Raw genomic sequence first — 24,720 nt, forward strand, 5'->3', positions numbered from 1 at the left:
ACTGCCCTCAGGCATCGCATATCCTCCTTAACCCTGCAGCCGCGCCGAAAAATCCGCCATTGCCTCCGATATTTTTATCTGCTGGGGACAGACTGCCTCACAGCTTCTACAGCCGATGCAGGCGCCGGGCTTTTTCTCCTCCGGTACCGCCATCAACGCCATCGGCGCAATAAAGCCTCCTCCTGTAAAGCAGTGCTCATTATACAGCTCCAGAAGGCCGGGAATATCCAGTCCCTTCGGACAATGACTCACACAATAATGGCAGGCGGTGCAGGGCAGGGCAATCTTTTTTACCATACGGTCCGCCACTTCCAACAGCGCAGCCATTTCCTTCTCATCCAGCGGCTTATCCTCTTCAAAGACAGCGATATTTTCCTGCATTTGCTGAAAATTGGACATTCCGGAAAGCACCATGGTCACCCCGGGAATTGACTGAAGGAACCGGAAGGCCCATGCGGGAATCCCCTCCTCCGGACGAAGCCCCTTCAGGACAGCAGCATTCTCATCCTCCAGTGACGCCAGTTTTCCGCCGCGCAGAGGCTCCATGACCCAGACAGGGATATGATGCTCTTTCAGCAAATCGACCTTTGCCCTGGCATTCTGGAACGACCAGTCCAGATAATTGAGCTGGATCTGGCAGAATTCCATATGTTCGCCATAAGCGTCCAGGAATCGCTTCATAATATCATAGCTTCCATGGGCGGAAAATCCCAGATGACGGATACGCCCTTTTTTCTTCTGCTCCATCAGGTAATCGAAAATACCGTATTTTTCATCCAGATAGGCATCAATGTTCATTTCACAGACGTTGTGGAACAGATAAAAATCAAAATAATCCACTCCGCATTTTTCCAGCTGTGCTTCAAAAATGCTTTCCACCTTGTCCATGTTGGATAAATCATAGCCCGGAAATTTAGTGGCCAGATAAAAGCTTTCCCTGGGATACCGGCTCAAAGCCTCCCCCATCACGGTTTCGGAATTACCGTCATGATAGCCCCATGCGGTATCATAATAGTTGATGCCATGCTCCATGGCATAAGCAACCATTTCAGCAGTTGCTTCCTTATCGATCTGCGCGTCATTTCCATCAATCACGGGCAGACGCATGGCCCCCATACCCAGGGCAGATAACTGTAAGTCCTGAAATTCGCGGTATACCATTTTTTCTTCCTCCTGTTTCTTTGCAGTTTCGCCGCCTGCTAATCAAATTGAATGCTTCCTTTTCTGTTTTTATTGTAAATTCACTTTATGCCAAAGGCAAATACTTAAAAATAATACATAGTTATACCTTTTACGAATATCTCCGCCAGCCAGCCTTTTCAAGCCAACGATCCAGCCATCCATTCTCCCGTAAATACCATGCAAAAAACGGTACCGGAGCCTGCTTAAGCCCACAATACCGTTTTCGTTATTTTTGCATTACTGCTTTCCATACACTGCAATTTCCTGCTGCTGCCTGGAATCATACTCTGCCGCCGCTTCTTCCGCGCTCATTCCCCGACAGACCTGCTGGCTCAAATCCCGCACCGTATCCCATACGTTAAAATGCAGACGGAAATCCTGATTGGGAATCTGCCCGCCGCCGGCCACGCATGCAATAATCGAATCCGACTGGGGAATATCCGGTGCTGTGGCATTTTGGGAAGAGGATATCTTTCCAAGGCTTGCAGCAAAGGAATCCAGCGTTTCCGTCTGGCCCAACGCTTCAACGATGGCAATGGCCGCATCCAGATGCTCCGAACCCGGATTGACTGCAAGACGCTGATCCGCGCCGACCACGCAAATGGAACCCTTTTCCAGCACCGGCAGCGGCGTCATCTTTATTTCAAACGGATAGCCTTCAAAAGTGACGCCCCGATAAAGCGCGCATATGAAAGCACAGTTTCCTTCCGCAAAAAAAGCCTTTTCTTCATCACCCAAGGGCGCCATGTCGAGCGCGCCTTCCGGATCCATATAGCCCCGATCAATCAGCAGCCGGAGAAAGCTGAAGCCTTTTTCCATATACTCGCTGATCGCCGTCTCCCCGTTTGACAATGCCTCCAGCTTCTTTTCTGAATCAGCCTCCTGGTAAACATCATAAAGTCCTGCGCACATCACCGGCACCGTCAGGGCAAAATCCTTGTTCGCCCCATATGGAAGTATTCCGTTTTCCTTCAGAGTCTCACACACATTCAAAAATTCCTCCAGATTTTCCGGAACCTCCAGGCCGTACTCTTTCAGCATGTCCACATTCCAGACAAAACCGAAACAGGTATATGTAAGCGGAATGGAAAATACCTTTCCGTCATAGGTGCTCTGTATCAATGCATCATCTGACAGGTTCGACACACATTTCAGATCCGACATGTCGTAGATATACCCCTTATCATCAAACTCCAGCACATCCTCTGCCGGGATGAGGTATAAATCATCTGCGGTCCCTGAGGCCAGGCGCTTTAGAAGAAGCTCCCGGTATGACAGCCCCTCTTCCGCATAATAGCCCGCAGAATCACTGTAAAGAGTTATGTTGGTGTTCCCGTCCCGGTTCAGCACCTTCCTGCAGCATTCTTCGATGGCCACAGAAACCGTTTCGTTTTGTGTAAACAGCTTCACAGGCGTTTCCGGAATGCTTTCGTCCAGATACACCTCCGGAGCGGATTGTTCCTTTCCGCAGCCTGCCCCCAGGAGAGCGGTTACCAATACAGCGCACAGCACACTTTTTCCCATCTTTTTCCCATTCATCACATTTCCCCTGATTTTCCCGTATTTAAAAACCGCCGGAGCGTGCTGTACAACTTGTCCAGCTCCACTGGTTTTCCTATATGTGCATTCATTCCCGCTTCCCTGCACTTGTTAATATCTTCCTTAAAAACATCCGCAGTCATGGCAATCACCGGAATCATGGCCGCATCCTCCCTGCCTGAATCCCTGATCGCTCTTACAGCCTCCAGTCCGTCCATTACCGGCATATTTACATCCATCAGTATGAGATGGTAATATCCGGGACTGCTGTCCAGATAATAATCCAGCGCCTCTTTCCCATTTTGCGCGCTGTCTACCACAGCGCCGCTGTTTTCCAGGAGCTCCACAATGATTTCCCGATTCAGCTCATTATCCTCCGCTGTCAGGATTCTGCTCCCCTGCAGGTTCTCCGCTTCTTCCGGCTGCAGTTTCGCTGTTACCGCTTTCTCCGCTTCCTGTTTTTCCGTTTCCTTATTTTTGTCCCATATGTAATATTTCATCTGCTCCAGAAGCTCTGTCCTGAAAATCGGCTTTGTCAGGAAGCCGTTAATTCCTGCCTCAAGAGCTTCCTCCTTCACACTTTCCCAATCATATGCGGACAACAGAAGAATGGGGACCTCGCTGCCCAGCCGCCCCCTGATCTGTCTTGCGGTCTCCAGGCCGTCCATTCCGGGCATTCTCCAGTCAAGAATAACAACGCAGTAATCATCCTTTTCCTCATGGGCCTTGTAGACCTGTTCCACCGCCGCAGGGCCATTATTAACCCAATTGGCGCGCACACCGCTTTCCTGGAGTATCAGGCCGATGCTTTCGCAGGCATCCCGATCATCATCCACGATAAGCGCCGAATAACCGGACAGCTCCGGGAATTCCTCCACCTGCTGCGCCGGCAGCTTCAGCGGAATTTCCACCGTAAAACGTGATCCCTCATGCTCCCTGCTTTCCACGCTTATCAGTCCGCCCATCAAATCCACAATACTCTTTGTGATCGCAAGCCCCAGTCCCGTGCCGGGAACCTGGTTCATCCTGCTGTCCTCCGCTCTTTCAAAGGGCAGGAAAATACGCTCCAGGAATGCAGGACTCATGCCGAAGCCGTTATCCTCTACCACAAAACGCATCCTTATGGTATCCGACTCCATCGGCAGCTCTGAAATCAGCAGGCGGATTTCACCACCCTCCTGCGTATACTTCACCGCATTGGACAACAGGTTGAGCAATATTTTCTGCAAATGCAGCGTATCACTGATTACCGTGTCATGCTCCAGAATCCGTGACTGCATCCGCAGGCTCTGCCCCTTCTTATCCATATCAGGCTTGATAACGGACAGAAGGTTTCCAATCAGGCTGGGAAGATGCACATTTTCTTCCTTGAGGCTGATCCTTCCGCTCTCGATTCGGGACATGTCCAGCACTTCGTTAATCAGAGACAGCAAATGTCCTGAGGCCGCCGTAATTTTGTTCAGACATGACTCTACCTTTTCCCTGTCATCCAGATTCTTTAAGGCGATATTCGTCATTCCTATAATTCCATTCATAGGAGTCCTGATGTCATGGGACATGGAGGAAAAGAAGGCCGTTCTCGCGCGGTTGCTGTTCTGCGCCTGCGTCAGGGCATCCGCCAGCTGATCCCGCATATCATGCTCACTGGTCGTCTCATGAAATACCGCCAGATACTGTCCGTAATCCGCCGGTATCAGATGGACCGCAATCCAGCGTCTCACCTCATTTGGTCCGCTTCCTACCATGGACTCCCTTGTAATCTGCTCTCCAAGCGTCCCCCTCAGGAAGCCGTTCCTGGCCTCATCCTCCCGGGACATGCCGCTGGCATCAAACACCTGTCCGGGCCTTTCCATTACCTGCTGCGAGGTTATGCCAAGAAGCCCCGGCAGGTTATCCGACACCAGCTCCACCTTCTGCTGCTCCGGCGTATACAGCATAAATGCAAAATCAATATTCGCCGAAAGGTTCCCGAACAGCTTCTCCCGGTACTCCTTCTGCTTTACATCGGCCTTCATGGACTGTCTGCCCGCCAGCAGTGCTGAAATGGAAATTCCTCCGATAAGGAGCAGGCAGAACATACAGCACAGCATACAGATGATGGGCGTAGCCTCCTGCTGAAGGATCGAACGCGGTATAACCGTGAGAAGATAACAGCCCTCCGGCGCTTCTACAGGAAGGAAACCCAGCAGGGACTTTTGATCTTTATATACGATGGTAAGCGTTCCGCTTTTTTCTTCCTCCATTACCTGACGGAGCGTCTCCCGGACGGCATCTGCATTCCCCTGTTCTCCCAGATAGCTGAAAATGTCTTTTTCCCCTCCCGTTCCCCGGGAGCTGATAATGAATTTCCCATCGCTGTCCACTACAAAGGCGGAACCCGCCCCATTATGGAAGGTAAACAGGGTAGGAAGGTTATAATCATTGACAATCCGATCCGCATATACGGCCCCTACCTGCTTTCCATCCCTGATTACAGGGGACTGGTAGGTGAGCTGAAGCCGCCCGCTGGAACCGTAATAAGGGGCTGAAATACCGTTCTTCCCCTGAGAAAGGGATATCTCATCAAACTGAAAATCCGAGGCATAAATGGTATTTCCCTTACTGTCTGTTCCCTTCCCATCCATATTTATATATGAAAATTGATAAAAATCCGTAAAATCCGTATATTTACACAGCGTCTTCCCAACCATGTCCTCTTCTTCAAGGGCAAGCAGGTCTGCAAGGGTGTTTAACATTTCCTGATCCAAAGTGATCTTATTATTCAGCCCCTCGTTAATAACCCGGCTGGAGGTCAGAAGATTCTGATTGGCGCTGCGGTTCATTCTGCCGATAATCTGGATAAGAAAGAAACTGGAAACAGACAGGGCAATCACAAAAATCCCTGCTGATGCCGCCAGTATCGCGCCTGATTTCTTTTTTTCCTTCGCTTCAGCTTTCACTTACGTACCTCCGGGAAATTTTCATTTGTCTCCGATAGGCTGCTGCGGTATCCTCTTCCCTTTTTTCTGAAACTGCAGTGAATGGCGGAACAACTGTCCGGGCAGAAATATCCGTTACAAAATATCTTCAATATGATATAGTCTAGCACGAAATGAAACAATTGACTATATCCTTATGATTAATTATTACAAAAATAATGAAAAATCATAAAAAATCTGCGGCGTCTCCGGCCGCAGATTCTATTTTACCGTACTTTTACTCCTTATGCAGTTAATAAATATGTATCCGTCCCGCTGCTGTTTCAGCAATTTGATTCCATACGCGCTCTGATGCAGTTTTCCAGCATATCCACTGTTTTCTCAATTCCCAGCCTGCTGCTGTTGATGGAGAAATCATAATTTCTGGAATCTCCCCATTTGCCTTTGCAGTAATAATTATGGTAGGATTTCCTGTTCCAGTCCTCCCGCTTCATCATACGCCTGGCTTCCTCTTCGGATACGCCGTAGACCTTTCTGATACGCTCCGCCTTTACATCCGGATCTCCCAGGACAAATATGGTAACCAGGCCGTCGAAGCCCTTCAGAATCGTTTCAGAGCATCTGCCCACAATGACAAAGGATTCTCCTGCTGCGGCTTTCTTTTTCAGGTAATCAAACTGCATATTGGCAAGATTCTCCTGCATGGAATTGGAATAGCCCCTTACCGTTCTGGAAAAAAGCCTGTTCTTCGGCCGTTCATCATACTTTTTCAGGCTTTCGTGAGAAATCTCCTTTTCCTCAGCAATGTGCTCCAGCAGGTTATTATCATACAGCGGAAGCTCAAACCGTCTGGCCAGCTCCTCTGCAATCACATGGCCGCCGCTGCCGAATTCACGTCCTACGGAAATAATCAACTGTTTCCCCATAACACTTCCCCCAAGCTTAGTAGAATTCCGGCAGCCGAAAACTGCCGTTTCTTTTATTTTAGCATTTTTACGGTTAATGGCAAGTGCATTTCTAACTGCCGGCCTGAAAATTGTTAATGAGTGGCAGCCCTGATATATTCTTCAAGCATCGTCACCGTGCCGTCAATACCCAGCCTGCTGCTGTTGATGGAGAAATCATAATTCCTGGAATCTCCCCATTTTCCCCTGCAATAGTAATTATGATAGGTTTTCCGTTCCCAGTCCTCCCGCTCCATCATATGCAGTGCCTCGTCCCTGGAAACGCCGTATACCTTCATCACACGCTCCGCCTTCTTTTCCTTATCCCCCAGGATAAAAAAGGAGATAAGGCCGGGAAAGCCCTTCAGCTTTGTTTCAGCACAGCGGCCCACCACCACAAAGGATTCTCCGCTCTCTGCCTTTTTTTTCAGATAGTCGAACTGCATATACGCAATGTTTTCCTGCGCGGAGTTGGAGTAACCCCGGACCGTCCTGGAAAGCAGCCTGTTTTTAGGCTTCTCGTCATATTTTTTCAATTCTGTATGATCTATATTTTTCTCCTGCGCAATATGTTCCAGAAGATTGCTGTCATATAACGGCAAGCCGAATCTTTTGGCAAGCGCTTCGGCAATTACATGGCCGCCGCTGCCGAACTCACGTCCCACGGAAATAATCATCTGTCCGTCCATCAGCCTCTCCTTCCTAGAAATATCTGACATAAATACACAGCATGGAGATCAGCACCACGAGAATGGTAGCCGGCGCCGCATATTTACAGTATTTTCCCCAGCCAATCATATGTCCTTCTTTGGCCGCCACGGAAATTCCCACAACATTGGCAGAAGCGCCGATGGGCGTTGCGCTGCCGCCGATATCGGTTCCCATAGCCAGCGTCCAGGCCAGCACGGAAAGATCCACGCCCTGTGCCGCCGCCAGGCTCCTGATAACCGGCACCATTGTAGCCGCAAAGGGGATGTTGTCCACAAAAGCGCTGGCAATGGCTGAAACCCACAGGACGATGGCGATCATGAGCATGGCGTTGTCACCGCTTATTTTTGCAATAAAGCCGGCGATCAGCTCCAGGATTCCGGTCTGTTCCAGTCCGCCTACCACAATAAACAGGCCGATGAAAAACAGGAGTGTCTTATAATCCACCTTTTTCAACAGGATTACAGCCTCCCTGCCCGCCGTAAGAAGGGTCACCACGCCGATAAAAACGCCTATGGCCGCCACAGTCAGCCCTGTCTGTGCATGTGTGATAAGGAGTACCACCGCACAGGCAAAAATGATACAGCTGATGATGAAATCCTTCTTATTTTCGATAGCATCCCTGGGATCCGGATAGGATACCGTCCCTTTTCCCGCCGCGCTCTGCCCCAGCTCCTTCCGGAAGCAGAAGTAAAAATAAGCAATGGTAAACACCAGGGCGATCAGTGCAATATAACCTGTGTTTGTAATAAAATCGCTGAAGGAATATCCCAGTGAGGTTCCCACAATAATATTCGGCGGATCCCCGCACATGGTGGCGGAGCCGCCCAGGTTGGCGCAGAAAATTTCCGAAATAATCATTGGAACCGGATTGAATTTCAGCAGACGGGCCAGCTCCACCGTGGCCGCCGCCAGAAATAAGATTACCGTAATACTGTCAATAAACATGGCCAGGATGCTGGACATTACCATAAAAGTAATAAAAAGCGGAATTGTCCGGTACTTTACAGCCTTTGCAATACGCAGGCACAGCCAACGGAAAAAGCCTGCCCTTCCCATGCCTTCCACCATTATCATCATTCCCGCAATAAAAAGAATCGTCGCCCAGTTAATTCCGGACGAGGATTCCGCCGCTTCCTTTGCCTGATACCAGAAGCCCGCCGTAAAAAAATTCCTCAGCGCCAGTGTGTTCCAGATTGCCGGCATGCTGTGCATGCTCAGGCCGAAAACCAGGACGATCATCAAAAGGCCGCATCCCAGGGATACAAGGTGCCGTTCAATTTTTTCCGACACAATCAATCCGAACATTGCCACAAAAATAACAACAGCTAATATCTGTGCTACAGTCATGTCCTATCTTCCTCCTCTTTACATATTCTGTCTTTATAATTTTGCAAGCCGGGACGGAACCACTCAGTTTCGCCCCGGCTTGTTATTATATTACAAAAAAACAAGGTTGAATATGGCAAAAACTTACAAGCTTTTTCTTCATTTTTCTACCGCAGACTGCATATAAAAATACCTTACACGCTTAAGAATCGTGATTTTGCGCTGTTTTTTGCGGATTCCTTCTTTTTTTCAGGCAGTGTTAACATTTTGCTAAAAATTCTGCAAGTCTTAAACCGGGCTTTGATGTATATAATGAAAGAAAAACCGGAATCAGACACATGAACAAACTTGAAAAAATCAAAGGGCTGACGGGGGTGTTTTTTCTGTTTGTCCTGGCCTTCCTTGCAGGCCGTTTTCTGGCGAAGGCCGTGGATACCAGAAGCACAATGGCGCCGGCGGTCCTGCCTGCGGAAGGGAACTGGGGACTGAGCTTTCAGGAGGACGGAAAACCGCCGGTTGCCAATGCCACCTATGAGGAGCTGGCGAAATATGATGCCTTTTACGCGGAAAATACACAGGATAAGGTTCTTTATCTGACCTTTGACTGCGGCTATGAAAATGGGAACACGCCGGCAATCCTGGATGCATTGAAAAAGCATAACGTAAAGGCAACCTTCTTTGTGGTGGGAAATTATCTGGAAACCAGCCCGGATCTGGTAAAACGGATGCTGGCAGAGGGGCACATCGTGGGGAATCACAGCTACCATCACCCGGACATGTCCCGGATGGACAAAGACGCTTTTGCCAAAGAACTGGGAGATTTGGAGGCGCTTTATGAGCAGACCACAGGGCAGCCGATGATAAAGTTCTACCGGCCGCCCCAGGGAAAATACAGTGAAAATAATCTCCAGATCGCAAAAGATCTGGGCTATAAAACCTTCTTCTGGAGCCTGGCTTATGTGGACTGGGATCAGGATAAGCAGCCGACCCACGAAGAGGCCTTCGATAAACTGCTCAAAAGGGTACATCCCGGAGCCATCGTGCTGCTTCATAATACCTCGAAAACAAATGGTGAAATACTTGATGAGCTGCTCACAAAATGGGAAGGGATGGGTTACAGCTTCCGTGCCCTGACAGAGCTGCCCGGGGTGGAAAACAGCTGATGGACGGCAAAAGGCCCGCTTCTTTTCTTGCAGGTCTGGCTTCCTGCCTGAAAAGAAGCGGGTTTTCCACCATCCATTTTTGCTTTGATGCTTTTCGGCGCTATTCCTGTGAAGCACTATCCTCCACACGCACAATCCTTACATCGTACTTTGCAAGCATATCTCCCGCCTTTACCGTCTCCCCGGTCAGCATATCCATATGGCCTGCGAGAGCGGGAGGGACCGGTAGCGCCTTATCCTGGAAATTTATCACAAAATAGAAGCTGCATCCATCTTTTTTCCTGCAAACCGCCTCCAGTCCGTCCGTTCCTTCAAGCACTGGCTTTACCTGTGCATCCGAAACGGCGCTTTCCAGGATCTTTTCAAGCCCTTCTTCCATTCTTGTTCCTATATAATAGGTTGTACCGTCACCATACCTGTTTTTTGTCACAGCAGGCATATCCCTGTAAAAATCCTGACCATATCTGGCAAGACATTCGGCGCCTTCCAGATGCATGAGCTCACATAACAGCCCGCAGGAGGCTTTTGTGCCGTCCTGGAAAATCACCTCATTTGACTGCTTCGGTGAAAGCGCATCTATTTCCTCCACCCACACGCCGGCAAGGGTTCTCAACGGCCCGGGATAGCCTCCCAGGTATACATTATCCGATTGATCCACAATACCGCTCATATAGGTGGTGACGAGCACGCCGCCCTGCTCCACGTATCTCTCCAGCGCTTCCTTTACCCCTTCCTTTACCATATAAAGCACAGGGGCAACCACCATCTTATATCTGCCGAAATCCGCATCACAGGGGATCATATGTACCGCAATATTTCTGTCATAGAAGAACTGGTAATACTGCTGAATCTGATCCACATAGGTCAAATCCTCGGACGGCCCGCTTGTATATTCCAGCGCCCAGTAATTATCCCAGTCAAAAACAATTCCCACCTCTGCTTCATTTACGGCTCCCAACGTGGCATTGCCCAGCTTCTCCAGCTCGGTCCCCAGCTGCTTTACCTCCCGGAATACCCTGGTATCCTCCGTCCCTGCATGTGCAATGACCGCGCCATGGAATTTTTCACAGGCCCCTTTGCTGCGGCGCAGCTGGAAAAACTGTATGGTATCCGCTCCCCGTGCCAGCGTCTGATAGCTCTGCGCCCGCATCTGACCCGGACGTTTCAGGGAATTGTATTGCTGCCAGTTCTGCTGGCTGGGCGTCTGCTCCATAAGCATGAAGGGAGCATCCTTCAGCCCGCGCATCAGATCGTTCCTTAATGCTGTATAGCTCCAGGGCGTATCATAACGGGGATAATTGTCCCAGGAAACGATATCCATCTCCTTCGCCCATTTAAAATAATCCAGCCCTTTATAGGTTCCCATCAGATTCGTCGTGATCGGCGTTTCCTTATCATAACGGCGGATGGCATCTCTTTCCATAGTAAAATTGGCCAGTATGCTGTCCGACATAAAACGACGGTAATCAATGGAAATTCCTGCAAATGCAGTTTTGCCAGTGCCTATCCCCTCGCTCAGTGCATTAGGCAGCACGATTTCATCCCAGTCGTAAACGGTGTGTCCCCAGAATTCCATGTTCCATGCCGCGTTGAGTGCTTCCAGCGTTCCGTATTTCTTGCGCAGCCAGACACGGAAAGCCTTTTCGCAGTGTTCACAATAGCATTCCCCGCCATATTCATTATTCACATGCCAGCAGGTGACGTGAGGATTGCTTCCATAACGCTCGGCCAGTCTGGATGCCAGTGCCTCTGCGTATTTCCGATAGATTGGAGAGTTGGGGCAGGCGTTGTGTCTCTGGCCGAATTTATGCTGTCTTCCTTCATAATCCGTCCTTGCCACCTCCGGATAGTTCTTTACCATCCATGCCGGAAGCGACGCTGTGGATGTGGCAAGCACTATATCATAATTCTCACGGCTGAGCATGTCCACAATATCATCCAGCTGTTCAAAATCATAGGTCTCCTCCGAAGGCTGAAGCCTTGCCCAGGAAAACACATTCACTGTAGCGCTGTTAATCCGCGCATCCCTGAAAATCCGCATATCCTCATCCCAGATTTCCCTGGGCCACTGGTTCGGATTATAATCCCCTCCGTATAAAATCCTCTTAAATTTTCCTTCCATGCTGTATTTCCCTCTCTTTACATAAATTTACATTGCCGCAGGACTCTTCCCCCGGCTTTACTGACATTATATTATGGATGGACAACGGGATGTGTAACATGTTAAACTAAAAAATATAACATTTCGAAACAGGAGAAAAACCATGCCAATCATTTTCAGGAGCGCGCCTGTCAGCGAGCCTTTCACTTTTGATTCCGTAGGCAACCACTGGAGCCAGGAAAGCGTACGGCGCCCCAAAGGCTATCCGCTCTACCATTATCTGCAGACGGAAAAGGGCTGCGGGCGAATTGAAATCCAGGGAAGAAAATATCTTCTGAATGAAGGGGAAGGCATTCTTATCGCCCCTTTTACAGAGCATGCCTATTCCGGCAAAACAGACAGCTGGTTTACCCTTTTTGCCACCTTTGCCGGAACAATAGAAAGCAGTATTGTCACAATGCTGGGAAACAGATCCGTCATTTTTATTGAAAAAGATCAGGGCGCGCAAATCGCTGCCCTGATCCGGGATGTGATGGAAAAATATGAAAATCCTCCGGTAGATGAAAAATCCCTTTCCGCCGACTGTTACCGGCTGCTGATGTATTTCGTGGACGGCGTATATACCCGTGACCTGATTAAAGACCCTCTCTATGAGAAATATGTGGCTCCTGTGGTAAAAGAGATCGAAACAAATTACGGGCAGGAGCTGACAGTGCTGGATTTAAGCCGTCAGGTTTTTATCACCCCCCAGTACCTCTCCCGTCTGTTCGGCCGTTTCCTTGGTTGTTCAGCCTATGAATACCTGACCGTTTACCGGATCAATAAGGCAAAGGAATTCCTCCTGACCTTTCCGCGAATGAGCGTACAGGATATCGCACAGAGAGTGGGCTTTACCGATGCCAGCCATTTTATAGCCAGCTTTAAAAAAATGACCGGGCTAACGCCGCTGGAATTCCGGAAGTTGAATTAATTCCGTCCGTTTTCCCGGAGCCACGGCAGCCCCATTACAAATGCTTACCAGCTGCGAACCCCTATAATATGCAGGAAACGCGACTTTTGGTAGATATACGTATCCAGCGGCCTCATATAGGCGTCATAGGTGTGGGCTGCCACATAAATGCGGCCGTCCTCCACGGCGACAATCACCGGACTGTGATAGTACCCGTTCTGGTTTCCCAACTGCACAATATCTCCGGGCACCGCGCCTGCGGCGTCGGTTGCCGCAGCATATGGCCCGACGGATTTATTCCCTGTGAGGAAATTATAAAGATACTGCACTCCTGTCCAGCTTGGCGAGCGGTCCGAGCTGCTGTTATAGTACCAGCCCGTCACAGGCGTATAATTCATGACGCCGCTCCCCGCATAGATACACTGGGAGGCAAAATTGGTGCAGTCCCCTCCCAGTTCTTCAAAATTATAATATCGGGGATTTCTTCCAAGCGCCCATTGCTTTGCATATTGCAGCGCCGCCTCTCTGCGGTATTCCATTTCCTTCAACATGTATTTACCCTGTTTCTTTTACTTTACCATATAATATACCGGAACTGGCGCCGATGCTCCTGATCTTCGGAATCTGCCTGTGCTGTCCGCAAGAAAGTGATTCCTGAGCACCGGAAGACTAAAATAAAATCAGCCGGATGCTGTCACACTTACTGCATCCGGCTGAATCGCTTCACTTCCGATCATTCTAATCTGCTTTATTAATATCTTTGTATTCTATTATAAAAAGATTGTCCATCAGAAATGTCAGTTCAATACTGCTATACTCTGTTTTCCATATGTAGGTAGAAAGATCCTGACTGTGATCACCATATAATTCATCAAATTTCTTTGTATATTCTTCAATCAGAGAATTATCGGTGTAAGAACTGCTGTCAAGATTCGTGATAAATAAAGCTACCTGATCTAATGAATCATTTTCAAACTCATAAGATAATATGCAGTTTACTCCTTCTTTTCCCTCATAATTCTGCAAATCAACAGTAATTTTGCCATCCTTTTCAATACTGATTACATCATCGTCTATTTGTTTTTTGACTTCTTCATATGATGTTCCCCATTTCAACCCATTATAATAACCACTCTTATCCGTTTTATTGGCGGACCTGTAAACTATAAATCCAATCAGTGCTGCCGCCAAAATAACAATCGCTGTTATAATTATTATCATTTTCTTCTGCTTATTGTTGTTGGATGCCGCAGCCGAACCCGCAACAGGACATCCGCATTTGGGGCAAAAAGAAGCTTCTCCGCTTATCTCTGATCCACATTTTGAACACTTAATTAATGCCATAGAATTAATCTCCCTTATGTACTCTTATTATTTTTCTGTCTTCTTATACGTTATCCGGCTTCTTTTTTCGTCCTCCTCAGCAAAACCTTTCCGCAATAGGTACCCTTTTGAACCTTGTCGGAAATTTCCTGTCCGCACTCAGGTACCTTAATCATAACCATAAATAATCCCCCTTCATATGGCAACATGTACATCATAAACTGAATTATACCTATCCCTTTATACAAAGTCAATCAAATCAGACCCTGTTCCCCTTTGGTAAAATAAGGCTGAATCGCCTGCTGCTTTCTGCTTATTATTTCTCTGCATAATTGCGCTGTCATTATCATTAAAAATATTTCAAAAAATCCGTTGCCATGAGCAAAAATTACTTCTATACTCATAAAGGCGGAAGCATTTGCGTCAGATGATTTTCAGGAAAGGCAGAAACAATGGAAGATTTTCTTTTTTATAAAATGGACAGCACCTATATGCCCGTAGTTAAATTTACAAATAAAGTGAGCGTAAAACCGCCTCACATCCATATAAAAAGACAAACAGAGGAATTCATACTTTATTTTGTACTTTCAGGGGAAATGTATCTGAAGGAAGGGAGCCGCGAATATGCGCTGAAGCCCGGTGATATGCTCATCCTGGATCCTCATCTGGTACACTGCGGCACAAAGGCTTCCTCCTGTACGTATTTTTACATACACTTTTATCATGATCGGATGGCAGAATGCTCCGCACCGGAGGAGCTGGTAAAAAACGAGCTTGTCAGCAGCCGTTTTGCCGCGCTTCAGACAGATGAATGTTCCATCCGTAAAAATCCGGCTTCCTCTATTCTGCTGCCAAAGCACATGCATATCGGCCAGCCAGGCGCTGTAATGCAGCTGACGGAACTGCTGGAACAGATCAAGGCTTCCCACTACAATCATCTGGAGCATTTTCAGCTGAATACCGGGTGCCTGTTTCTGCAGTTTCTCATTCTTCTGTCACGGGAACTGACCGATTCCTGTCTGTATGAAGAAAACTCCGGGCTTACAGGCCGTTCCACACGGATTATCCACGATATCCTTACTTTCTTCCAGAGCAGCTACACGGAGGAAATTACCAGCGCCCTCATCGAACAGAAATACGGCTGTAATTATGATTATATCAACCGTTTATTCAAAAAAGCCACAGGGAAAACGATCCTTGCTTACCTGAATGAGCTTCGGATTTCCAAAGCCAGGCAGCTGCTGTCGGACGGCACCAGCAGGATTTCCGACGTGGCTGAAAAGTGCGGATTCAGGGATATTTATTATTTTTCCAGGGTATTCAAGAAATACACTGGCACTACGCCCGGCGCTTATTCCAGAAAATACGGCCTGTCCGGCAAAAAAATGCCGCTTGCCCGAAATATTTCCGTACCGCGGGAATAGGTATTATCCGGCGCTTATACATTATACGCACTTTCCCGCTTTCCGCTTTGGCTCTCCAAGCAATTCCCTGACTTCTTTATTGGTGATGCAGTACCTTTTGGCAATCCTCTTCAGTTCTCTGCCCTGCCTGTGTTCCTCTCTGATATCGGCAGCATTCCATTTGTGCCTGACTGGGGGATTCATAAACTTTTCCAATATATTTACTCCTTTAAGGGTGTCTCTATTACTTAATGATATCGCTTGTATCAATAGTATATCTTATTGTATTAACAACACCAATACAACGTGAAACATTTTTTATCTTATTTGACACTGCGATAAACTGTCGAACCTTGTCGTCACGATTACTGACACCCTTATGTCAAGAGCACAACAAAAGGACTTTCAGCAACTATGAGGCTACCAGAAGTCCTTTTAGATGGAATATTTTGTATATTCTCTGTTTTACTCTTGAATATGGTTAAACTCAATTATTTCTGGAACACATACACTTTCCGGCATCGGAATATCGTAATCATCAAAACTGTGAGGTTCCTCAACCTTTGACATGATCTTCAAAGAGCGCTGAATCATTGCAGATGTTTCTTTCGGTGTTTTTTCACTATGTTTCCACCAATAAACTCTGCAAACCTCGCAGGTACCATCTGGGCGAGCCGAAGATGCATCGTTTTCAAAGAGAGTACAGAGAGCCTCCTTAATTTTGTTGGCATCCTCATCAGAAAAGCCTGTTTTTTCTGCAAGCTGACAGTTAATGCTTCCGCGAATCACATACAGACCAAAATTAACATAGTGTTTCATCCCCATCGTATCAGATGCTCTGCCCTTTTTTCCACCTTCGGCGTTAACACTTTTCGTGATCTGCATATCAACGATATCAATAGGGTCTACACTGACCGCCTGTTGTATCGAAACCGGTCCACGGACACCAACAGATAACTGACTGCCTGCCTCATCTTCTTCACCTTTTGCTTTCTTCTTGTCCTTTTTGAATGCAAATACCTGACCAAAAGCTCTGACATCAATCCATTTTTCACAAGCTATTTTAGAAAAAAGATCCGTATCCGCATCTTTACCCTTTTTTAATTCAGCAGCAAGTTGGGCATCATTGGCGGCGCGGTCACGCAAGTTGCGATATTGATCTGTTTCCCTTCCGTCTGTTTGAACAAAGATGCTTTCACCCATATCCTGTAATCGGTTACGGATCTTGCGTTTAATAGCCACATCGGAAAAAATCCCATAACCGTTGTAGTCCTCCCTGGGACGGTTGCCATTCAGAGGGTCACCGTTAATGTTTGCCCGCGTCACGGAAACAATTGCCGCAAAGTCAATCTTGTTCTGTAAAATGCTCATTTATTCTTCCTCCTCACTAATCGTAGTGATTTCCTCTTCGTCTGAAACAATGACATTGTCTTTCTTTCGGAACTTTAAGACTTCCCGCTGACAATCGTAACCAAGCAGGAACTTCCCATCAAGAGCATTCTTTGCTTCAAAACAGCCAGGTTCAAATTGTCCTTCGATCTTCCCGTAAAGATCTTTGTAATATTCTCTGCTTCCGGGTTTTAACCGGTTTAAATAAGTTTGTGTATTTCTGCGAATGATTTTCCACGTCCGGAAAGGCGTCTGCGAGAACTGCCTCATATACCGCTCCGCATTTGTAGTACGGGTTTCGCCCTTATCAAACGTGCAGCGCTCTATTTTTTCCGCAACTGCTAAAAGCCGTCCAAAAAGGTAGCTTCGGTCTGTGCAAAGTTCATCAAGTACCATATTAAATATCACTCCCTTTTCCAAATAATATTTTTTAATCAAGGAACATGCTGTGTGCAAAACCCTCAAATAATTAAATTCCCTCTCATAGGCTAACGGGTTAGATGCTTTCATCACTGCGGTTCTGACTATATCCGGCGGAATGGGTTCACCGTCTATAATACATGGTCTCAGCCGGTCAAAAACAGATATGAGCAGTGGGCATTTGCCATCGCTATTTGAAGGTAAAGTTAGGAGTTTTTCTTTCTCGGTACCATAAACTGCTTTTGCAATCTCCTTAATTGAATCAATACCTTCATAACGCCGATACTTTTTATCCTTATCAAAGTATTCCTGCCGCCAACAGCAGCTTTCCTGCCATTGCCTGATATTCTTCAGATAGGCGGATGTTTCTAATTCTCTGTAATAAGTTATTGCAAGCCGTCCGGGAGATGCGCTGTCAAGTGCAAGAATCACCATATGTGAGGTATCCTCAATATTTTTTGCGTATCCGTCTATTGCTAAATTTAAGTCTCGCGCAGTTGCATAATTTGTGTCGGAATGATCCGCTTCACTCTCACCAAATAATACATCCTCAGAATCCCAAAGTGACTCATCTTTGTTCGACAGAGCAGTAAGTAATCCCACAGCACTTTCATAGAATTGTGGCAATTCTTTCAAATCGCTTTCCCATGTTACAAGGCACACTCCATCCCGAATAAATCCCTGCCTGCGGATAATCCATTTCAGTGCATTATGAATCTTCTGCGATGTTTCATATCCGACAGAGAGAGCCTCATTATAGCCGTTGTTTTTGTCTTTTGTCTTAAAACGTCCTCTATAGGTAAAGTTAGAATCATCGTTGGAAGATATCAGGCTTGCCTTTGTATCCCATTCTCCGCGAATCTTAACCGGGTTTGTTTTCGCTGTTAGTTCAATATTCCCCGTAAAATAACAAAGATCCTTGTTTTTGGCAGTTGACAAATAGTATTTGATGAAACACTGCTGCGTTTCCTTATCAAGCCAAATCGCAGTTTCCTCCTGATGGACATTCTTCTCATAAACCCGAAATCTAACAAATGCTTTCTCAATTCGAACGCCTAGAATTTTTTTCTGTCGGACAGCAAACCGTCATCATCTGGTAAAAGGACGCCGCTTTTTTGCAAATCCGCTATTACTGATTTTCGAAGTACATATTTATAAACAGCCATAACTTTCGTTGTCACGAAATCTGATGAACACCACTCCGATAATCCATTGATATAAGATGGAAAGCTATTTTTGATATCATGGATGGTGCGGGCCTTTTTCTTTTCTGTCTCTCCGTCAAGGAACATTGTTATCCGCTCTAAGAAATCCCCGGCAATATAAGAAAGACTGTCACATAACGGAAGAGCTTTCACGCCACTGGTTCTCCTGTCAGGATAAGGCACTATCGTTTCAGCCTCGGATTTGTCGAGTGTCCGAGCGCTGATAAAGTTCCCGTCCCCATCTATTATCACTTCAATTTGAGCTTTCATTGTATCATAGCCTAGTGGCATGAGTACCAGCGGCTTCCCATTCCAGTTCTCAACGTTTCCTGCGCGCCACGCATTTGCATCATACAAAGCACACAGGGAGGCGGCCCAACTCATACTCCCACCTCCTCATCGGTAAATTCTTTAGAGCCAATGAAGTTCTTCTGGGCTTCTCCAAATTTTTTGACTTGCATTTTATGTAATATTCTCCTGTCCTTATCCGGTATATCCTCTGGTGCAGGAAATTCTATGATACCGTTCCTCATCACAACATGGTTAAAACGTATACTCATATGCCCCTTTTCATTTTCCCGGACAGCTTCGTCTGCATAGGTGAATCCATGGAACATATAGCCAAATGAAAGCTCCTCTATGCTGTCATATGCGCCCTTGCTCTCGCCAAATACGCAGGGTGAAACATCCCCATGACATTCGCGCGTTCCCAGGAAAACATCTCGCCTTCCACCGCGTTCAATCATTCGCTTTGCGATATTATGATGTTTATTTTCATTACGGTCACACACAAGTTCCGGTCTGTTTTCGTTCCAGACAAAATGAGCGCGCACTTGATATTTTACATCTTTGAGGTAGGTATAAATTGACAAATCATTACCGCCGTCATAATTTTTTGTTCGTATGCCTTCCGAAGTGGTTTGGATGGGGTTCATTATGCGCACAGCATCGATAATCCAAACGATGGTAGGTTTGAAATATACCGACATCAATATGCCTTTCAGTGATTCGTAAGTCGGTACATAATAACTGCTCTTTTCACCGCCGACACGGGTAATAGGGTCAGAAAACAGCGCACGGTTGCCACACACCTCAAATTCAACTGTATTCCTTTTTCTCTCCACATTTACACCTCCCTGTTAAATTAAATCTTGAGCTCATCGTCTATACCATAAACTTTGTCATAAAACTCATTTGATAAGATCATCACCCCGATCTCATTTTCTTGAACTATACCCGCTCCGATTTTCTCAATCGTATATGTGGGTAGCTGAACTGTATATTGTTGTAAATAGCGCAGCTGTTTTTTCTGTTCATAAATAAAGTGACTGGACAGCAGTATATGTATATGTTTGCGGGCGTCATCATTGTACTCTACAATAACCGAATGTTTACCTGTATTATCAATCACTTCGAATGCCTCTCCGGCTTCCCTAAATGCCTGTTTTAAAAGAATGCCGCCCGTTGTCTGTTTGCGTTCGCTTCCGACAGGACTATTGGTAAGCAGATCAATGATTGTATGTTCCGGGTCATCCTTTAAAGGAAAGGCCATCTCCCTTTTCAGTGGACGGTAATATTTTGAGTAAAATCCATCCATTGCGGCTTTTGACAGAGCTCCGCCAGGATAACGATCCGCATTCATATGAATATGGTATAAAATTTCCCGGGTTATTTCCTGAGCCTCTTTTATATGATCAAGCTTACCTATCTTTTCGTCATTTATGTAAATCAAGGAAAGAGTTCCACATATGGTTTCCCGATTTCGATTACAGCGTCCTGCAGACTGCACAATGCTGTCCAAACCCGTCAGTGAACGGACAACATGTTCAAAAGAGAGATCGACGCCTGCCTCTATAAGAGTTGTGCTGACACAGATAATCTTTTTGGAACTTTTCTCATCAGACAGATATCTGCGCATTTCCCTGATTACAGTACTACGATGTGCAGGACACATATTAGTGGATAAATGAAACACTTTATATTCACTGTCGCCACATGATAATTTTAAAATGCGTTCCGCGATTCTCCGCGCGGTCGCTTTGGTATTAACAATGGCGAGCATTGATTTCACTTTCTGCGCCAGCCCAAATATAAAATCGGCCGCCTCGTCTGACGAGAAACCGTTTCCTCTTATGCAATCCACGATCTCTACACGTCTGAAAGCTTCGTTGTATCTGTCGACATCCTGAATGATGTCCCGCGGAGGACAAATTCGGTAATCATTCAGTTCATCTAACAGCGGTTGTGTTGCAGAACATAGAAGTATCGAAGTATTGCAAAAGCTGGAAAGAAAATTCATTGCCGCGTTAAAAAGTTTTAATACTTTTATCGGCAGCGCCTGTATTTCATCAACGATAATAATTGCGTTGCCAAGCGCCTGCATTCGCCGCACGGCAGAAGTCTTTGATGCAAATAGCGTATCCAGAAATTGCACTGCAGATGTTGCAATAACAGGGGACTGCAGCCAATTCTCAGTAAGCAGCTTATACTTCGTCTCTTTTTCTCCGTCATCTTGCTTAAATACCATATTAGAGTGATGCCGCAATACAGCACTATCATCCCCGATGTACCTTGCTATCTCATCCGCGTTTTGTTCAAGAATTGAATTGTATGGGGCGATATAAAAAATACGACGTTTTTCATATCTCTCTGCCGTTTGCAGCGCATAGCGCAACGCTGATATCGTTTTCCCCGCGCCACAGGGAACAACGAGCCGGAATATTCCACAACTTTTACCTTCAAATTTATCACACGCTTCAGATATCTCATTTCGAAAGAAATCAAGTGGCGACGACTCTTTTTCCCGCAGCATTTTTTGAATTTCATTTTCACAATTGACACGATAGCGGCGCCATATCGCAGTCAGCTCTTTAGCAGACTTTTGTTCAGGTATTTTGACATTATCTTCAAAACAGGCTGTATCAGTGCAATCGGCATCAATTAAGATAGAGGTCAGCAGTCTGACATACAACGCTAAATAGATATGTGCGGAACCCAATCCGTTCCCTTTGGATCGAAATTTATTTATTTCATCTCGTATGTTTCTTGCCTCCGCACAAGCTTGCGCAAATTCTTCTAAAATAACTCTTTCCCCATAAATCTCATAAACGATGTACTCCACCTGCTTATACGAGTCAGAGATACGTTCCGCAGCCCGCGAAAATGTAGATGTTCCGTCTTTCGTAAGAGAGTTCCGCAGTCCGTGGTGGCTCATTATGGAAACCCGGATCATTTCCGCCGCCAATTTTGAAAAAAGGTCTGTATCTTTCGCCAAATGATCTGCAAAACAGGCGCCATAAATTGAGTGGAGTACAGAGCCGCGAACAACAGGTTTTCCGTCTGCCGCATCATTTATATAGTTGTAGTAACTCATGGTATTTTTCCCGATGTCATGATACCGTCCGCTAAAAGAAGCTAAATTCTCCAGTCCAAACATCGCTCCGGAACGCTTCGCCAGCCTGGCCACTCCATCATTATGCTCTGTCACTGTCTGTCTGCATTTATCTGAACGTCTGATATGGGCAATATATTCCCCTTTTATAAGATCCACTTATTCACCTCTTTATTCTCGTGAGGGCTAAATATTAATACATGAATTTTAATCTCATCTATAAATATGAAATTATAGCTATTTTTAATTTTATTATAGCATTTTAAATTTTAAAGTGCTATATAATACGACATGATATTTATAAATTGAAAGATTTATAAATTATAGCAGTTCGCATAAAATATTGTCGAAATAGGTCGTCACCATATAAGTCAAACATTTGCATCATAGGCCAAAGCATATTGCTTACCTCCTAAAAACATCAATTTTCTTCACTCTCTATTTGATTCTTCATAAAAAAATTAACTACATTTTCCACTTTAATTGAAGTGCGCCTGTAAATAGTCACATGGTATCCGACTTTCTAAAATCACGCAATAAGGAATCATAATGAAATATAAGAAGTTCGCGGAAAGCCTTGATTTCAAGCCATTTTACTGCGATACTTATAAGAGTTTATAAAATGGATTCAAAGTTTTCAATCAAGAAAAATAACCCTTGAAAAAACTTATTATAAGGAGGTTCTTCATGAAAATAACATGCATTTCAGGCTCCAACATATTAAACAGCAAAGCTGAAAGCACCTCCCTGCAGCTTTGCGCAGTCATTGCCCAAACCGCCGCCAGGAAACACATCTCCTGCGAAATTATCGACCTGCGTAACTATGTGCTTTCCCCTTGTACCGGCTGCGGCTGCTGCTACAACACCCGACGCTGCCATATGGATGCCGGTTTTAATGAAATCTACGAAAAACTGACACTGTCGGACTGTATTTTCTTCATTTCCCCCCACTACGCCCCCATCCCCGCCAAGGTAAGCATGCTTCTGGAAAAAATGGAACAGATCACCTTTCTTCACTGGTGGAAGGATAATTCCTACCGTTCGGAACTGTATCATCTTCCCGCAGGGATTATCTCACATGGCGGCGGTGCGCAATGGGCGCTGAAAAGCTATAAAGCAATGGTAAACGACACGATAGCAAATGCACTGGAAACAATTCAATGCAGGGTAATCCCCTTTGATTCCGAATGGAATACCGGCATTTCTCTTCCTATCTCCAAAATCGAGGAAACAGACAGCATCTTCCCGGTTCAGAGATACGACTGGGATTCCATAAGGCAGAAACTGGAGGAATACATTGAAATTGTCCTGCGGGAAACACTGTGAGCGCTATGAAAAGCATCTTTCTAATTCATAAAATATCTTTACAAAAGCAGCTTTGGGAGGTAACATAAGCCTAACACAGACATACTGCCGCCCGGAATGCGCCGGCAGCTGTTTCATTTCAGTGAAGGATAAGGAGAATTTCTATGACAGAACGAGAAAAAATGCTGGCCGGAGAGCTGTATGACTGCGGGGACAGCGAATTGTTAAACCAATGGCACAAGGCCAAAAATCTCATGCGTGATTACAATCTCACTGATACCCGGAATGCGGAAGAAAAGGATAGGATTTTATCGGAACTGCTTGGCGGCCGCGGAAAAAACCTGTGGATTACCGCTCCTTTTTATGTGGATTACGGAAACAACATTTATTTTGGAAACAACTGCGAGGTGAATTTAAACTGCACCTTCCTGGACTCCAATAAAATTATCGTCGGTGACAACGCCCTCATCGCGCCGAACGTCCAGATTTACACAGCCTTCCATCCAACCAGCGCCAGGGAAAGATTCGGCGAGCCAAAGGCTGACGGCTCCTTTGAATTCTGCAAGACCCGGACAGCGCCGGTTATCATTGGAAATAACGTATGGATCGGCGGCGGGGCCATTATCCTTCCGGGCGTTACCATCGGCCACAATGTTGTCATCGGTGCGGGAAGCGTGGTTACCAAAGACATCCCGTCAAATACGATAGCCTACGGCTCTCCTTGCCAAGTAATCAGGGATAACGAATAACAAGCCGTCCCGACAGGCAAAACATCACAAAAAAACAAAATCCAACCGGAGGTATCCCATGGCAAATCAGTATCAGGTAATCGATGAAACAAACTGGAAACGGGCCGTTCACTGCATGGTTTTCAGAAACAGCACAGAACCCGCATTCTGCGTAACCTTTGAGCTGGATATTACCGGTTTTCTCAAAAAAATCAAAGATCGGAAATTATCCTTTACCCTGGCTATGGTTTATGCGGCTTGCAGCTGTGCAAATACAATTGAAGAATTCCGCTACCGCTTCCTGGATGGCAAGGTGGTTTTATTCGACAAAATCGACACCGCTTTCACCTATCTTAACCGGGAAACGGAGCTTTTTAAGGTGGTAAATGTACCTCTCACAGACAGCCTGGAGGAATATGTGGCGCTGGCCGCCGGGACCGCCGCCGATCAAAAGGAATATTTCACCGGGCCGTTGGGAAATGATGTGTTTCAGTGCTCCCCCATGCCCTGGATATCTTATACCCATATTTCCCACACCAATTCCGGGAAAAAGGAAAACGCCACGCCTTTGTTTGACTGGGGAAAATATTTTGAAAGAGACAGCAGAATCCTGCTGCCCTTCTCTGTCCAGGCACACCATTCGTTTGTGGATGGGATTCATGTAGGAAAGCTGGCAGACGCCCTACAAAAATTTGTGGAGGAATACTGATATTGCGGTGCCTG

The 24,720-nt window shown here is 46.2% G+C and carries 21 protein-coding genes; 6 read left to right on the forward strand and 15 right to left on the reverse strand.

Features of this window, described 5'->3' with window-relative positions; translation table 11 throughout:
- Positions 1-27: 27 nt before the first annotated feature.
- The 6 genes from HMPREF1548_RS14855 to HMPREF1548_RS14880 form a co-directional block, all read right to left on the reverse strand.
- Complete coding sequence (locus HMPREF1548_RS14855) at positions 28-1,161, reverse strand: aldo/keto reductase (RefSeq protein WP_021637078.1); 1,134 nt, start codon at positions 1,159-1,161, stop codon at positions 28-30.
- Positions 1,162-1,419: 258 nt separating this feature from the next.
- Complete coding sequence (locus HMPREF1548_RS14860) at positions 1,420-2,721, reverse strand: ABC transporter substrate-binding protein (RefSeq protein ID WP_021637079.1); 1,302 nt, start codon at positions 2,719-2,721, stop codon at positions 1,420-1,422.
- Positions 2,721-5,660 (reverse strand): response regulator, encoded by a 2,940-nt coding sequence (locus HMPREF1548_RS14865; RefSeq protein ID WP_021637080.1) that lies wholly within the window; start codon positions 5,658-5,660, stop codon positions 2,721-2,723. Before HMPREF1548_RS14865 ends, HMPREF1548_RS14860 begins: the two co-directional genes overlap by 1 nt.
- Before the next feature lie 302 nt (positions 5,661-5,962).
- Positions 5,963-6,565: a cytidylate kinase-like family protein gene (locus HMPREF1548_RS14870; protein WP_021637081.1), complete on the reverse strand. Its 603-nt coding sequence runs from the start codon at positions 6,563-6,565 to the stop codon at positions 5,963-5,965.
- Positions 6,566-6,678: 113 nt separating this feature from the next.
- Positions 6,679-7,272, reverse strand: a complete 594-nt coding sequence (locus HMPREF1548_RS14875) for a cytidylate kinase-like family protein (protein ID WP_035322272.1) — start codon at positions 7,270-7,272, stop codon at positions 6,679-6,681.
- 13 nt (positions 7,273-7,285) lie between these two features.
- Entirely contained in the window at positions 7,286-8,641 is a 1,356-nt protein-coding gene (locus HMPREF1548_RS14880) for an ArsB/NhaD family transporter (RefSeq protein WP_021637083.1), read from the reverse strand.
- Positions 8,642-8,958: 317 nt separating this feature from the next.
- Between HMPREF1548_RS14880 and pdaA the strand changes: the two genes are divergently transcribed.
- Positions 8,959-9,783, forward strand: a complete 825-nt coding sequence (gene pdaA, locus HMPREF1548_RS14885; protein ID WP_021637086.1) for a delta-lactam-biosynthetic de-N-acetylase — start codon at positions 8,959-8,961, stop codon at positions 9,781-9,783.
- Between the two features lie 100 nt (positions 9,784-9,883).
- On the opposite strand, the gene HMPREF1548_RS14890 is transcribed toward pdaA, so the two are convergent.
- The gene (locus HMPREF1548_RS14890) at positions 9,884-11,905 is read right to left on the reverse strand and encodes a beta-galactosidase (protein ID WP_021637087.1); all 2,022 of its coding nucleotides are present in this window, start codon (positions 11,903-11,905) and stop codon (positions 9,884-9,886) included.
- A gap of 142 nt (positions 11,906-12,047) precedes the next feature.
- On the opposite strand from HMPREF1548_RS14890, the gene HMPREF1548_RS14895 reads away from it, so the two are divergent.
- Positions 12,048-12,854 carry an AraC family transcriptional regulator gene (locus tag HMPREF1548_RS14895; RefSeq protein WP_021637088.1) on the forward strand — a complete coding sequence of 269 codons (807 nt, stop codon included), beginning with the start codon at positions 12,048-12,050 and terminating at the stop codon, positions 12,852-12,854.
- A 44-nt stretch (positions 12,855-12,898) separates the two neighbouring features.
- Here HMPREF1548_RS14895 and HMPREF1548_RS14900 read toward each other — a convergent pair whose 3' ends face one another.
- Both HMPREF1548_RS14900 and HMPREF1548_RS14905 read right to left on the reverse strand, forming a co-directional pair.
- Positions 12,899-13,384: an amidase domain-containing protein gene (locus HMPREF1548_RS14900; protein WP_021637089.1), complete on the reverse strand. Its 486-nt coding sequence runs from the start codon at positions 13,382-13,384 to the stop codon at positions 12,899-12,901.
- A gap of 187 nt (positions 13,385-13,571) precedes the next feature.
- A complete protein-coding gene (locus HMPREF1548_RS14905) occupies positions 13,572-14,177 on the reverse strand; it encodes a zinc ribbon domain-containing protein (RefSeq protein WP_021637090.1) in 606 nt (201 codons plus the stop codon).
- Between the two features lie 431 nt (positions 14,178-14,608).
- Here HMPREF1548_RS14905 and HMPREF1548_RS14910 point away from each other — a divergent pair, with 431 nt between their 5' ends.
- Entirely contained in the window at positions 14,609-15,580 is a 972-nt protein-coding gene (locus HMPREF1548_RS14910; RefSeq protein ID WP_021637093.1) for an AraC family transcriptional regulator, read from the forward strand.
- Between the two features lie 21 nt (positions 15,581-15,601).
- Here HMPREF1548_RS14910 and HMPREF1548_RS30005 read toward each other — a convergent pair whose 3' ends face one another.
- The 6 genes from HMPREF1548_RS30005 to HMPREF1548_RS14935 all read right to left on the reverse strand — a co-directional run bounded on the left by HMPREF1548_RS30005 (position 15,602) and on the right by HMPREF1548_RS14935 (position 22,123).
- Positions 15,602-15,775: a hypothetical protein gene (locus HMPREF1548_RS30005; protein ID WP_198168640.1), complete on the reverse strand. Its 174-nt coding sequence runs from the start codon at positions 15,773-15,775 to the stop codon at positions 15,602-15,604.
- Between the two features lie 249 nt (positions 15,776-16,024).
- Complete coding sequence (gene cas7c / locus HMPREF1548_RS14915) at positions 16,025-16,930, reverse strand: type I-C CRISPR-associated protein Cas7/Csd2 (RefSeq protein WP_021637095.1); 906 nt, start codon at positions 16,928-16,930, stop codon at positions 16,025-16,027.
- Positions 16,931-18,430: a type I-C CRISPR-associated protein Cas8c/Csd1 gene (cas8c, locus tag HMPREF1548_RS14920; RefSeq protein ID WP_083492992.1), complete on the reverse strand. Its 1,500-nt coding sequence runs from the start codon at positions 18,428-18,430 to the stop codon at positions 16,931-16,933.
- A complete protein-coding gene (locus tag HMPREF1548_RS14925; protein WP_021637097.1) occupies positions 18,424-18,957 on the reverse strand; it encodes a type I-C CRISPR-associated protein Cas8c/Csd1 in 534 nt (177 codons plus the stop codon). The genes cas8c and HMPREF1548_RS14925 overlap by 7 nt, the downstream gene beginning before the upstream one ends.
- Positions 18,954-19,697 (reverse strand): type I-C CRISPR-associated protein Cas5c, encoded by a 744-nt coding sequence (cas5c, locus tag HMPREF1548_RS14930; RefSeq protein WP_021637098.1) that lies wholly within the window; start codon positions 19,695-19,697, stop codon positions 18,954-18,956. The genes HMPREF1548_RS14925 and cas5c overlap by 4 nt, the downstream gene beginning before the upstream one ends.
- Before the next feature lie 20 nt (positions 19,698-19,717).
- Positions 19,718-22,123: a CRISPR-associated helicase/endonuclease Cas3 gene (locus tag HMPREF1548_RS14935; protein WP_021637099.1), complete on the reverse strand. Its 2,406-nt coding sequence runs from the start codon at positions 22,121-22,123 to the stop codon at positions 19,718-19,720.
- 528 nt (positions 22,124-22,651) lie between these two features.
- Here HMPREF1548_RS14935 and HMPREF1548_RS14940 point away from each other — a divergent pair.
- The 3 genes from HMPREF1548_RS14940 (at position 22,652) to HMPREF1548_RS14950 (ending at position 24,706) form a co-directional block, all read left to right on the forward strand.
- Positions 22,652-23,290, forward strand: a complete 639-nt coding sequence (locus tag HMPREF1548_RS14940; protein ID WP_035322280.1) for a flavodoxin family protein — start codon at positions 22,652-22,654, stop codon at positions 23,288-23,290.
- 143 nt (positions 23,291-23,433) lie between these two features.
- Positions 23,434-24,018, forward strand: coding sequence for a sugar O-acetyltransferase (locus HMPREF1548_RS14945; protein ID WP_021637102.1), 585 nt, complete (start codon positions 23,434-23,436; stop codon positions 24,016-24,018).
- A 58-nt stretch (positions 24,019-24,076) separates the two neighbouring features.
- Positions 24,077-24,706: a CatA-like O-acetyltransferase gene (locus HMPREF1548_RS14950; protein ID WP_021637103.1), complete on the forward strand. Its 630-nt coding sequence runs from the start codon at positions 24,077-24,079 to the stop codon at positions 24,704-24,706.
- Positions 24,707-24,720 lie beyond the last annotated feature (14 nt).

The organism is Clostridium sp. KLE 1755 (assembly GCF_000466465.2).
GTDB lineage: Bacteria > Bacillota > Clostridia > Lachnospirales > Lachnospiraceae > Eisenbergiella > Eisenbergiella porci.